Source organism: Mesorhizobium sp. M0771 (assembly GCF_040320155.1).
Taxonomy (GTDB): Bacteria; Pseudomonadota; Alphaproteobacteria; order Rhizobiales; family Rhizobiaceae; genus Mesorhizobium.
In genome coordinates this window covers 181556-193327 of sequence record NZ_JAMYPC010000003.1, presented here as the reverse complement: position 1 = coordinate 193327, position 11772 = coordinate 181556, and the positions used below count along the sequence as shown (strand labels likewise).

10 protein-coding genes are annotated in these 11772 nt (G+C 63.4%); 5 read left to right on the top strand and 5 right to left on the bottom strand.

Annotated elements, in window-relative coordinates; all coding sequences use genetic code 11:
- The first annotated feature begins 26 nt into the window (after positions 1-26).
- Positions 27-1430 carry an FAD-binding oxidoreductase gene (locus tag NKI05_RS06325; protein WP_023815175.1) on the top strand — a complete coding sequence of 468 codons (1404 nt, stop codon included), beginning with the start codon at positions 27-29 and terminating at the stop codon, positions 1428-1430.
- Here the strand turns inward: NKI05_RS06325 and NKI05_RS06320 are convergent.
- Positions 1427-2071 (bottom strand): YjbE family putative metal transport protein, encoded by a 645-nt coding sequence (locus tag NKI05_RS06320; RefSeq protein WP_023699775.1) that lies wholly within the window; start codon positions 2069-2071, stop codon positions 1427-1429. The two genes, NKI05_RS06325 and NKI05_RS06320, sit on opposite strands and share 4 nt — an antisense overlap.
- A gap of 257 nt (positions 2072-2328) precedes the next feature.
- Between NKI05_RS06320 and NKI05_RS06315 the strand changes: the two genes are divergently transcribed.
- From NKI05_RS06315 to NKI05_RS06305, 3 genes are all read left to right on the top strand, one after another.
- Positions 2329-2970, top strand: coding sequence for a ThuA domain-containing protein (locus NKI05_RS06315; RefSeq protein WP_023699774.1), 642 nt, complete (start codon positions 2329-2331; stop codon positions 2968-2970).
- A gap of 139 nt (positions 2971-3109) precedes the next feature.
- Positions 3110-4216 (top strand): OmpA family protein, encoded by a 1107-nt coding sequence (locus NKI05_RS06310; RefSeq protein WP_023804396.1) that lies wholly within the window; start codon positions 3110-3112, stop codon positions 4214-4216.
- 56 nt (positions 4217-4272) lie between these two features.
- A complete protein-coding gene (locus NKI05_RS06305) occupies positions 4273-5517 on the top strand; it encodes a caspase family protein (RefSeq protein WP_031194609.1) in 1245 nt (414 codons plus the stop codon).
- A 99-nt stretch (positions 5518-5616) separates the two neighbouring features.
- Here NKI05_RS06305 and NKI05_RS06300 read toward each other — a convergent pair whose 3' ends face one another.
- The gene (locus NKI05_RS06300) at positions 5617-6180 is read right to left on the bottom strand and encodes a DUF6931 family protein (protein WP_023735648.1); all 564 of its coding nucleotides are present in this window, start codon (positions 6178-6180) and stop codon (positions 5617-5619) included.
- A 229-nt stretch (positions 6181-6409) separates the two neighbouring features.
- On the opposite strand from NKI05_RS06300, the gene NKI05_RS06295 reads away from it, so the two are divergent.
- Positions 6410-6946, top strand: a complete 537-nt coding sequence (locus tag NKI05_RS06295; RefSeq protein ID WP_023815176.1) for an OmpA family protein — start codon at positions 6410-6412, stop codon at positions 6944-6946.
- Between the two features lie 88 nt (positions 6947-7034).
- Here the strand turns inward: NKI05_RS06295 and NKI05_RS06290 are convergent, their stop codons facing one another.
- From NKI05_RS06290 to NKI05_RS06280, 3 genes are all read right to left on the bottom strand, one after another.
- Entirely contained in the window at positions 7035-8648 is a 1614-nt protein-coding gene (locus tag NKI05_RS06290; protein ID WP_245261815.1) for a caspase family protein, read from the bottom strand.
- Between the two features lie 265 nt (positions 8649-8913).
- Complete coding sequence (locus NKI05_RS06285) at positions 8914-11310, bottom strand: M23 family metallopeptidase (protein ID WP_023815178.1); 2397 nt, start codon at positions 11308-11310, stop codon at positions 8914-8916.
- Positions 11307-11768: a DUF1036 domain-containing protein gene (locus NKI05_RS06280; RefSeq protein ID WP_023667922.1), complete on the bottom strand. Its 462-nt coding sequence runs from the start codon at positions 11766-11768 to the stop codon at positions 11307-11309. The genes NKI05_RS06285 and NKI05_RS06280 overlap by 4 nt, the downstream gene beginning before the upstream one ends.
- Between the last annotated feature and the right edge of the window lie 4 nt (positions 11769-11772).

The window sequence follows — 11772 nt, the reverse complement described above, 5'->3', positions numbered from 1 at the left end:
AAAGAGCGCTGAAAAGTCCAGGCACCATGACACAACAGATCGATCGGCTTCTTTCCCAGCTATATCGTCGGCTCGATGCCGCCGCGATTGTGATCTGCGATGCTATCGATCCGCGCTATGGCGACGACCTCTCCGGCAAGGGCGGCGGCCAGCCCGAACTGGTCTTGCGTCCGCGCAACGCCGCCGACGTCGCCGAAATCCTGCGCCTATGCAGTGGTATCGGCCAGAAGCTGGTCGTCCATGGCGGCCGCACCGGGCTGGCCGGCGGCGCGCGCGTGCAGCCGGGCGAAGCGGTGCTGTCGCTGGAGCGCATGACCGCGGTCGAAGCGCCCGACGGCGCCGCGGCAACCATCATCGCGGAAGCCGGCGCGCCGCTGCAAATGGTGCAGGAAGCGGCCGATGCGTCCGGCCTGATGTTCGGCGTCGATATCGGCGCGCGCGGCACGGCGACGGTCGGCGGCAACATCGCCACCAATGCTGGCGGCATTCGCGTGCTGCGCTACGGCATGTACCGCGCCCAGGTGCTGGGGCTGGAGGCCGTGCTTGCCGACGGCTCGATCCTGACTTCGTTGCGTGGCCTGGCCAAGGACAATTCGGGATACGATCTCAACCAGCTTTTCATTGGCAGCGAAGGCACGCTGGGCGTGGTTACTCGCGCCTGCCTGCGGCTGCATCCCAAGCCCGCCACCGAGGTTGCCGCCTTTTGCGCACTTGGCTCGCTGGAGGCGGCGATTGCGTTGCTGGGGTTGCTCAAGCAGCGGCTCGGGCCCTTGCTTTCGGCCTATGAGGTAAACTTCTCGCCGCTCTACGGCGCCATGATTGCCGGCATGGCCGCGCCGGCGCCGCTGCCTGCCGGCGCGCCGGTTTATGTTTTGGCCGAGATCCAGGGCAACCAGGCCGAGCTGGACGGCGAGCGTTTCGCTTCGGTGCTGATGCAGGCGGTCGAGGACGGCATCGTCGCCGACGTGGTCGTCTCGCAGTCGCCGCGCGAATTCCGTGCGCTATGGGATGTGCGCGAAGAGGCTAACCGATTCCTGTTTGCGATCGAGGGAATGCTCGGCGTCGACATTAGCATCCCGTTGGCGGCCATGGCGGATTTCCTGCGCAACGCCGAAGCCGCGATCCACGCCGTCGACAGCAGCGCCGAGATCTACGTCTTCGGCCATCTCGGCGACGGCAATCTGCACTATCAGGTCGACACCACGGAACCGGCGGCCGCCTATGAGATTATCTATCGCGGCGTGGCGGCATGCGGTGGCGCCGTCTCGGCCGAGCACGGCATCGGCCTCGACAAGAAGAAATGGCTGAACCTCGTGCGCAGCGACGCCGAGATATCGGCCATGCGCCGGCTGAAGGCGGCGTTCGATCCGCACAACATCCTCAATCCCGGGCGGATTTTCGATATCGTTCGATCGCCAGGAGGGATCTAACTTGCAGCTGGCGAGAGCAGCGCGTGGAAGTCGACCGTTCTCATCTGCTCGATGCCGTCCAGAGTCATATTTCCCGCGACATAGACGATGATCGCCAGACCGAGCCAGCCGATCCAGCGATACCTGGCAAGCAGCGCCGCCACCAGCGTCGAGGCGACCGCCATCAGAACCACCGACAGGATGAGACCGAACACCAGCGCATTCATGTCGTGGGCGGCGGCGCCCGCCACGGCCAGCACATTGTCCAGCGACATCGAGACATCGGCGACGACGATCTGCAGGATCGCGGTGCGCAGCGCCTTGGCCGGCCGCGCCGTCGCAAGTGCTGCGGCTTCAGTGTCGACGTCCTCGCCGTCGCCGGCCGAGCGCAACTCCTGGAACATGTTCCAGCACACCCAGAACAAAAGCATGCCGCCGACCAGCATGATGCCCGGAATTTCAAGCAGCTGCACCGCGATCACCGCAAAGACGATGCGGATCACCGCCGCCGCGGCAATGCCGGCGACGATCGCCTTCTGCCGCAACGCCTTGGCAAGGCCTGCGGCCGCCATGCCGATCACCACGACATTGTCGCCAGACAGCACAAGGTTGATGGTGATGACTTCCAGATAAGCGGCGACAGTCGTCTGGTCGAAACTCATAGAGCGGTCTCCCCGGAAGGCTCCGGCTGGTTGCGGCGGATCGGACCGATGTCTGCGCAAACGCGAAGACAGCTGATTTGAGTGCAGCCCGGCATTGAAACAAGACGCCAGCGCGGCCAATCGGTCCTCATCCACGGAATTCATCGCCGGGTCGTGATTTCCGACCAGAAATGCCCGCCCCAGAATGCCCATCATGGAAGGGAAGACAAAAGCGTTCCGCTTGCCTATCAATATTGCCGACCAAAGGAGAGACGAGCATGAGCAAGACGGCACTGATTTTCTGGGGCGGATGGGAGGGTCACACGCCGGCCCGCAGCGCCGCTGTCGTCAGCGAGATATTGACCGGGCATGGCTTCGAGGTGCGGATAGAAGAGGGCACATCCGCGCTCGCCGATCCGCAGCTCCCGGTCATCGATCTGATCGTGCCGGTGATCACCATGTCGACGATCGAGAAACCGGAGCTGCAAAACCTCACCGCCGCCGTCAGCGGCGGAACCGGCCTTGCCGGCTTCCACGGCACAATGGGCGACAGTTTTCGCAACGAGCCGAACTATCAGTTCATGACCGGCGGCCAATGGGTCGCGCACCCCGGCGACATCATCGACTACCGTGTCGACATCATCAGCGACGATCCGATCGTCAGGGGTATCGAGGGTTTCGCCTACCATTCCGAGCAGTATTACATGCATGTCGACCCGAGCAACGAGGTGCTGGCGACGACGACGTTCAGCGGTGAGCATCTCGACTTCATCGACGGCGTCGTCATGCCCGTGGTCTGGAAGCGCCGCTACGGCAAGGGCCGCGTCTTCTTCAGCGCGCTCGGCCACACCGCGGATGAGTTTTCCGTCCCGCAAATGCGCACCATCTTCGAGCGTGGGGTGCTGTGGGCCAGCCGGTAACCGGGGCCTGTCCGAGCAAGCAACGGCGATATCACGCCTCCGCTACTCGCTAAGCCGCGGCTAACGCTCTATGCTGGCTGAGGTCACGGCGTTCGACCGCCGTCATCGCAACTGAAATGTGTTGTCACGGGGGACATGCATGTTCGGGGTCGTCGGATTAGTAAGGCATGGAAAGCCGTCGCAGCGCTGGCGTCCGCCCGCTCTGGTGGTAGTGGTGTTCGGTCTGTTGCTGCTTGCGCCGCACGCGGCCAACGCGCAGCTGAACTGGACGCTCGATCCGGCGAATTCGACACTTACCTATCAATCGGTGAAGAAGAACACCATTGTCGAAACCAACAAGATCAGGAACCTCTCGGGCACGCTGACATCGGATGGCGCCGCCAAGGTCACGTTCGACCTCAACTCGGTCGACACCGGTATCGACCTTCGCAATGTCCGCATGCGCTTCCTGTTCTTCGAAACCTTCAAATTCCCGACGGCGGAAGTGACGGCGAAAGTCGATCCCGCCGCTTTTGCCGATCTCGCCACCAAACGGCGCATGAGCGCGCATATCCCGTTTCGCCTGAGCCTGCACGGCGTCGACAAGGACCTTGAGGCCAATGTCGTGGTCACCATGATCACCGACAGCATGGTGTCGATCGCCTCGGAGGCGCCGGTCGCCGTGCATGTCGAGGATTTCGGCCTGTTGCCCAACATCGAAAAACTCCAGCAGGCGGCCAATGTCAGCAGCATCGTCCCGACGGCTTCGGTGTCGTTCGACTTCGTCTTCACCGCTGATGGGGCCAAGCCGGCGGCGGCGCCTGCCGTCGCCGCCGCAGCCCCAGCCGATGCCGGGCCGGTCGCCACAGATGCAGGCAAGACGTCCTTCAGCGACGATGAATGCCTGAACAGGTTCGAGGTGCTGTCGCGCACCGGCGCCGTCTATTTTCGCCCAGCCAGCGCTCGGCTCGATGAAAAGAGCCGCCCACTGCTGGCCGAGGTGGTCGGCGTCGTCGGCAAATGTCCGAAACTGAAGGTCGAGGTTTCGGGCCATACCGATTCCGACGGCTCGCCGACGGCCAACAAGAACCTGTCGGAACGGCGCGCCAAGGCGGTCGCCGACGCGATCATCGCTGCGGGCATTCCATCGGCGCAGATCACGGCTTCCGGCTATGGCGAGGAAAAGCCGGTGGCGCCGAACGATACGCCGAAGAACAAGGCGCTGAACCGGCGGATCGAGTTCTCCGCCACGCCGCTCTCCAACTGAGCCGGTCCTTAACTGAGAAGGCCCGTCAACCGAAAAGGAATCCGGTGCGTTTGGACATGATTGCAAGTTGCGGCAACTTCATGCGCGGCATCGGCCTCGCCGTGCTGGCGCTTGCGTTGACCATGACCATTACCATGACCGCGGCCAGTGCCGAACGCCGCATCGCCCTGGTGCTCGGCAATTCCCATTACCGGAACGCGCCGGTGCTGCCCAATCCGGTGAACGATGCGCAGGCAATGTCCGATCGCCTGAAGGGGCTGGGCTTCGAAATCGTCTCCGGCCTCGATCTCACCAAGGCGCAGACGCAGGAAAAGATCGCGCAATTCGCGCGGCAGGTGCGTGGCGCCGATATCGCGCTGTTCTTCTATGCCGGTCATGGCCTGCAGGTCTCGGGCAGGAATTACCTGCTGCCTGTCGATGCGGCGCTGGAGGACGAGACCTCGCTCGACTTCGAAGCCGTGCAGGTGGACTTCATCCTGCGGCAGATGTCGCGCGAGACCAGCATCAGGCTGGTGTTCCTCGACGCCTGCCGCGACAACCCGCTCGCCGATGTGCTTGCCAAGGAGACTGGCGGCGACAGCACGGCAAGCAGCGGCCTTGCCGAAGTACCGATCGAGAATGGCGGCGCCGGCACGCTGGTCGCCTTCGCTGCCAGTCCCAACCAGCTCGCCTATGACGGACCGGGCGAGCACTCGCCATTTTCGGCGGCGCTGCTTGCCCATATCGGCGAGGTCAACGTCTCGATCACCGAAGCGATGAACCGGGTTACGTCGGATGTGTTCAAGGCCACAGCCGGACGCCAGCAGCCCTGGGTCAACGTTTCGCTGACCACCGATGTCGTGCTTCACAAGGTCGATCTCAAGGCGCCGCTGATCGTCGGCGATTCCGGCGCGGCTGCGCCCGAAGGCGATACGCAGGCGCGCACCGGCGCGGCCGCCAATCCGCCGGGTACGGACGCCGGCGAGCAGGCGCTGGAACAGCTGCGTGAGGAAATTCCGAAGCTGGGCTCGGACGCGCCAGTCCTTTTCGACGTTCCGGTCAATTTTGGCGACCCGGCGATCGACGGCAAGAGCATCGCCCAGCTCATTCAGGGAAAGCCGCACTTCAGTCCCGTCGAGGGCCTGGAAAAATCCGTCTGGGACAACCAGTGCAGCAACTGTCATCAATGGACCGAGGAGCGGCTGTGCGACCAGGCCAAGACCTACGTCACCAATGACGTCTCGGTGTTGCGCCTGCAACACCCGCTGGGCACGCGCTTCAAGGTGGCGCTCGGCAAATGGGCGCAAAACGGCTGCAAATGAAACCGCCGCAAGTTAATTTAGAGCATGACCCAAAAAACGGGTACCGATTTTAGATCAAAGATCAGATTTCAACTAAATCTCGTCATGATCTAGGAGCAATCAGGCTCGGCGCAGCGCCTCGGTTTCGGCCAGATGGATGCCCATCTCGACAAAGGCGGTGAGCACGGAGAAACGGTCCGCCACCGCAACCCGCGCCAGTCCGGCCAGTATGCCGGCATTGACGGCATGCGCAGCCGGCAGCGGCCGCAGCCTCGACCCGTTGGTCTGCGGCGTCAGGCCATTGATGTGCCGTTGCGCCGCTAGCGCGATCCAGCCGGCAGGCGTGTGCTGCTGCGTCATCGCCGCCCCGGCGACAGCCTCCCGGCGGGTTGCATTGTTGGGGTCGCCGACCCACTCCTGGATCAGTGCCAGCGTTGCGAGGTCCTGCTCTTCGAGCAGCTCGGTCAGATGCCCCAGGCACTCATGGCCCCACCAGATTGCGGCCCGGTCAGGCAGGAGATAGGCGCAAAAGGTAATCGCTTCCTCCGGGATGCGCCCGGCCATCAGCCGGCGGCAGAACTCGAGCGAGGGTTGGTCGGTCGGAACAGCCGTCATGTCCCGGGCGACAGCCGTGTTCGCGGCGAAGAGATCGCGTGCGGTCTGGAATCGAAGCCCGTTGACCATCGCTGCTGTTATCCTCCCCCAGCCCTCACTCAACCCGCCTGCGAGGCGCGGGTCAAGTCTGTCGACCACCACATGTCCATGACGTTGTTCACAGACAAACGCCTCACGGTTTGGTATATTCCACAGCCGACCGTGATCTCGACAGATCATTGTCGAACAGGAAGAGTTGGCCCGGATCCATGGATCGGGCCTGAGTGAAAATCGGATGCTCGAAACGGGAGTAACCGTTATGCAGCGGCACATTTCAGTCTTGGCATTGGCGACCGTGCTTTTCTCGACGCACGTCTATGCCGACCCACTTCAGAAATCGGAAGACATTGTGAAGTTCTTTGCCGGCGCTATCGATCACGGCGCGGCACGCGGGATTTGTGTCGGCACCGAGGACGAGTGCAAGAGCAAGACCAACCAGAAAGAAAAGCCTCCGGAGAAGACCGGCCTCGATATGCTGATCAATTTCAGCCTGGATTCGTCCGAGCTCGACGCCAAGGCGCGCAGCGAACTCGACGAATTCGCCAAGGCGCTGAAGGACGATCGGCTGAGCAAGCTGTCCTTCGTCGTCGAAGGCTATACCGACGCATCCGGCTCGGCGACCTACAATGAAGGCCTGTCGCAGCGCAGGGCGCAATCGGTCACCGCCTTCCTCGAATCCAACGGCATCGAATCCACCCGCATCAAGGCGGTCGGTCTCGGCGAGGCCAATCCACGCAATCCCGATCCCTACGATCCCGTCAACCGGCGGGTCGAGATGCGGATCAAGGCGCAGTAGCTTCGCCGGCTGCGTCTTCCGGCCGTCGTCAAACACAACGCCGCGCGTCCAACGGACACGCGGCGCTTTTATTGTTTGACATGATCGATCAGTTCTTGAGCACGCCGCCGACCGCTACGCCGGTGCCGAAGATCAGCGCCTTGGTCAGGAAATCATTGTTGTCCCGCGGCGGCGGTTCATCCTCGCGCACGACCTCGCGGTTGCGCCTTTTCTGCACGAACTGCTGTTGCCGGCGCGGCTTCTGGGCGTACTGCTTCTTGCGTGGCTTTTCCGCCACCGGCTTCAGCGTGCGGGCCTTCTGCACCACCTGTTTCTTCTGCTTGTCCACTCCGGCCTGGTCGGCCTCGTGCTTGGCACGAACGGCCTCCATCATCGGGTCCGTCTGGATAACCAGGAACGCCAGTTGCTCGCGCGTCAGGAAGGTGGTCGGAGGCAGCCCGTTCCCCTCTTGCCAGTCGCCGATCGCTTGCCGGGTCTTGGCGCCAATATTGCCGTCAACGCGGCCAAGCTCGTTGCCCAGCGCCTCGACGCGCAATTGCAGGTCGATGCGGCCCTGGCGATCGAGACCGATCGCGTTCTCCGTCGCCTCGGTGCCCAGCACCTTCTTCATGTCGTCCGAAATGCCGACCGAGGTGCGCACGGCAGAACCCGAGTTCGCTTCGTCGGCATCGAGCGCTGCCACCTGCCGTTCCTGGGCTTTCGGATCGTTCAGCGCATCGATGTTGAGCCGCGCCACCGTGGCGAAGCGGCCATTCGGGAACTGTTCGAGATAGGCTTCGTAGAATGGCGCGGTGTTGCGCTTCGAGGCCTCGTCCCAAAGCCGCTGCTCGACTTCCCACGGAGGCGGTTCGCTGGTGACGAGAGCAGGGGCGGGCGCTGCCGCGGCGTTCGCGTCATCGGCGGCCGGTTTTACCATCGGCGCGGCTTGGGCGGCCGGTTTGCCAAGGAAGACCTCGCGGCCCAGCGATGCGTTGTGCCATGGCCGCTGGCGGCCTTGCGTGGTCTCGGCCACTTCGCCGCGCACCCGCGTCAGCGCACTCTGGATCTCGACGCCGGGTTCGGTCAGGTGCCTGGCGAGCGCGGTCGAGTAGGGGCTGTCGACGCCGTTGCCGTCAAAGGCGATGGCGCCCGGGTCGGTGGCATAGGCAATCAGGATGCCGCCGGTGCCGACGCCCTCTGATTTAGGGTCGATCGGCGCCAGGCCGGTGCCCAGCGCGGTGGAGCGGGTCTTCGGCATCGCGGCCGCCAGCGTCCGTGCCAGCGGATTGTCGCGGCAGGCATCGAGGATGATGACGCCGACCGCCGGGTCGGGCGGCAGTGCGGCCATGAAGTCGTCGATCTGGACGGTGCGGGTCTTGAGATAGGCAGGTGACGTCAGTTCGGCGTCGACCGGGATCAAAAAGTTCTTGCCGTCGACTTGCATGCCGTGGCCGGCATAGAAGATGACGGCGAGGTCGGCATCGTAGGACTGCTCGGTGAATTTGCTGATCAGGCTGTGCATGCCGGCATTGTCCTGGTCGACGCCCTCGATCACCTCGAAGCCCGCATTGCGCAGCGTCGATGCGATGAGATGCGCGTCATTGGCCGGATTGGGCAATTCGACGGCATGGACGTATTTGCTGTTGCCGATGACCAGCGCGACGCGTTTGACGCCACCGGCATCCGGCGCCGCCGCCTGGACGGTGCCAAGCGCGGTCAGCATTAACAGAAAAAATCCGCTCAAAAGGACGGCAAACGCTTTCATGGGATCGGCCCTCCGCCCCAATGGGGCGCGTTATTGATCGCTGCGCATGCTAGATTTCACCAGCGACTGTATCGCTTCTGCCAAAATGGCTCTTGGGCGTATGTGATCCCAGCCACAGTTTTGGTTCACAAGGACCCAAAAACCTTCCCAAATATCCGCAAACATACCATTCGCCGGCCTCAGAACCAATCGGCTTGGCGAAAGCCGGGGCGAACTGCCAGCTCTAGCCCGGCTCAAGAGTATTTTGGATCGAGCCGACCAGTGCCGTTATCGCCTGCTTGTATTTTTCGAACTCCGGCGATGTCTGGCGGACTTCCGTCGTCGTCGGCTGGCCCGCATCGGTGGTGGCGGGCGTCGGCAATTTGCGGCCCATCTTCCGTTCCGCCCAGTCGACGACGTAGCTGGCGGTCTTGCCGGTAAGAAATGGGTTGGCCTGGATAACGGACGATCCGAGCACGGCGCTCAACTGCGCCGATCCCGGCGACGCCAGCACCTGATGTGCGCCTTCCATGCCGAGGAAATGGCAGAGATAGAGCCGGCCGGCGGTAATCTGATGGCCGCGCGCCTTGAGATAGGCTTCGCCCTCGCGCGCCAGATTGCGCACCATCTCACGCGAGATGGTGGCGTCGTAGCGCAAAGCGAGCAGGTCTGCGGTCGACAGCGATCGCGCGAGTTCGGGACGATAGGTGTTCATCATCCGGATCCAGGTCTTGGATATGAACTGGCCGGCGCCTGTCGCCGAAGACAGCGGGTTCTTGGCCCGCGCGCTACCGCCCGATTCGACGTGGACGATACGGTCGGTCAGCGTTTCGACGGCGGGATCGCTGGAAGTGACGGCGATTGCAGCGGTCACTGTTCCGAGCGGATCGATCGCCTGACCGCTTTGATAGAGTTCGAAATGCAAATGTGGCCCGGTCGACAGGCCGGTGGTGCCGATATAGCCGATGATGTCGCCGGCCTTCACCTTGGTGCCGACACCGCTGGCAATGGCGAATTTCGACATATGCGCGTAGCGCGTCTCGCGGCCGCCGCCATGGGCGATCTTGACCACATTGCCGTAGCCGCCGCCGTCGCCCTGGAAGATGATCTCGCCGTCGAAGGCTGCGGCGATCGGGGTCCCCACGGGTGCTGCCCAGTCGACGCCTTTGTGGATGCGAACAACGCCCAGGATCGGATGCTTGCGCGGCCCGAAGGTCGACGTCATGACACCGTTGACCGGCGTCACCATGCCGTTGGCCACCGTCAGCGAGCGCACCTGGTCATCGCCCGAGACGCAGGAAAACTGGCCGTCGCTCTGCTGGAAAACGAAACAATCGAGGCTCTTTTGCGTGCCTTGGATGCCGACATAGAGCACCCGTCCGTCGGTCTCGTTCTTGCCGCGCGGCGTCTGCGAATAGATCAGCACAAGGCGCTGGTCCTCGCTGGCGAAAGCATCCAGATCCTGTCCGCGCGACAGATACATAATGGCTTCGCCGATGATGCCGCTCGGCACATTGTTGCGGGCCGCCGTCGAGTAGATCGCGTCGAGCAGGCGGTATTGCCGTTTCTGCGTGCCTTCGGTCTCGGCGCCCGAATAATTGAACAGGTCCTCGCGCACCCACGGGTCGACGCCCGACCCGAAGGCGCCGGCCGCGTTGCGTGTCAGCGTGCCTACAAAGACGTTCCTGGCGTAGATCGAGACCTGCATCAGCGACATCGTCGTGGTCTCGCGCGTCGGCCTGAAGCCGCGCATCGCCACGACATAGCCAGGCTGCAGGCCGTCCTTGTCGAACAGCGCCTTCAGCGCCTCGCCGGCAAGCTTTGCGTCGTCGGCGGAAAAATGCGCATCGAGCGCCACGCTGTCCAGGCTGCGGTCGTTGAGGATTTTCACGAAAATGTCCTGGGTCGCCTCGAAGCGCTGGTATTCCGAGCTGACGGTGGCAACGCTGGTGTTGTTTTCGACCGCTGTCTTCTGAAAGGCGGGGAGTGCTGCTTCGCCCTCATCGATGGTCTCGCCCCAGCCGGCCTCGGGGTCATCGGCCGCCGTCGATGCACCCGGAGAGGTCTGCGGGTCAGGAGCTGGGCCGGAGGCCGCCGGAGCCCCGTCCGCGCCGGGCGATGGTTGAAGATCGTTCTGCAGGTCATTCTGCGGATCGTTGGGTTCGGCGGGTGGCGCGACCGCGGTCTTCCGCTGCGCCTGAAAGAAAGCGAAATCCTCTTGCGTCGAGGGGATCGTCGTCATGAATTTTTCGCTGGCGCTCAGCATCACGTCGGAGAGAACCATGATCTGAGGGGAGATGCCGGCCTGGTCGAGCTCCGTCGGGCGCGGCATCCCGCGGCTCTTGGCGGCGCCGGCTTCTGGCGCCAGTGTGATCCACATCGGGTCGCCGGCAAGGTCGATGATGGCCGGCACGTAGACCGATGCGTCGGCCGGTACGTCGTCCGAGCCTTCGACGGCGTGCAGTTCCTCGTCCTCGTCGCCAAACGACCAGTAGTCGGCGGTGAGATAAAAGCCGGTGGCAATCGCGGCGAGGACGATTGTCGCCAGGCCAGCCGCCAGTCCGAGCCAGATCCTGCGCCTGCGCAGCGCGGCGCGCGCCTGCTTCTTTGCTTTGAAGCTGGTGTCGATGCTGTGCGTCACGGCGCGCTTCCGGTCAGGAAGAAGGTCCAGCGCACCTGTTCCTGCGTGTCGACTTCGAGAAACTTCGCCGCGATATGGCCGCGCTGCCAGCATTCATCGATGCCGCGGATCGAGAACCGCCGCCGCTCGATGCACATGTCGGTGGAGCCTGCCAGAATGGCGTGGCCGAAGACATCCGTCGCGTAGATGTAGATGTAGCGGTTGGTCAGCTCCTCGCGGATGACGTTGACGCATTGATTGGCGCCGATGGTCCACCAGCCATCGGTCTGGTCGGCATCGTCGACCTTCTGACCGACGGCAAGATTGACGACGTCGAGCGTCTGGTTGCAGACGGTGAATTCGGCGCGCGCCTGCCCGGTGGAAAGAAGCGCCAGCAACAGCGTCGCGACCGCGCTCGCGGCGAGCTTCACGCGCACGTTCCGGGCAAGCAGGACGGGATCTCGGCGACGGCGTTGCATCGGC

What these genes read in the sequence shown, in the direction of transcription:
- NKI05_RS06325 (WP_023815175.1), top strand. Translation starts at nt 27, where the DNA reads ATGACACAACAGATCGATCGGCTTCTTTCCCAGCTATATCGTCGGCTC.
- NKI05_RS06320 (WP_023699775.1), bottom strand. Translation starts at nt 2,071, where the DNA reads ATGAGTTTCGACCAGACGACTGTCGCCGCTTATCTGGAAGTCATCACC.
- NKI05_RS06315 (WP_023699774.1), top strand. Translation starts at nt 2,329, where the DNA reads ATGAGCAAGACGGCACTGATTTTCTGGGGCGGATGGGAGGGTCACACG.
- NKI05_RS06310 (WP_023804396.1), top strand. Translation starts at nt 3,110, where the DNA reads ATGTTCGGGGTCGTCGGATTAGTAAGGCATGGAAAGCCGTCGCAGCGC.
- NKI05_RS06305 (WP_031194609.1), top strand. Translation starts at nt 4,273, where the DNA reads ATGATTGCAAGTTGCGGCAACTTCATGCGCGGCATCGGCCTCGCCGTG.
- NKI05_RS06300 (WP_023735648.1), bottom strand. Translation starts at nt 6,180, where the DNA reads ATGGTCAACGGGCTTCGATTCCAGACCGCACGCGATCTCTTCGCCGCG.
- NKI05_RS06295 (WP_023815176.1), top strand. Translation starts at nt 6,410, where the DNA reads ATGCAGCGGCACATTTCAGTCTTGGCATTGGCGACCGTGCTTTTCTCG.
- NKI05_RS06290 (WP_245261815.1), bottom strand. Translation starts at nt 8,648, where the DNA reads ATGCTGACCGCGCTTGGCACCGTCCAGGCGGCGGCGCCGGATGCCGGT.
- NKI05_RS06280 (WP_023667922.1), bottom strand. Translation starts at nt 11,768, where the DNA reads ATGCAACGCCGTCGCCGAGATCCCGTCCTGCTTGCCCGGAACGTGCGC.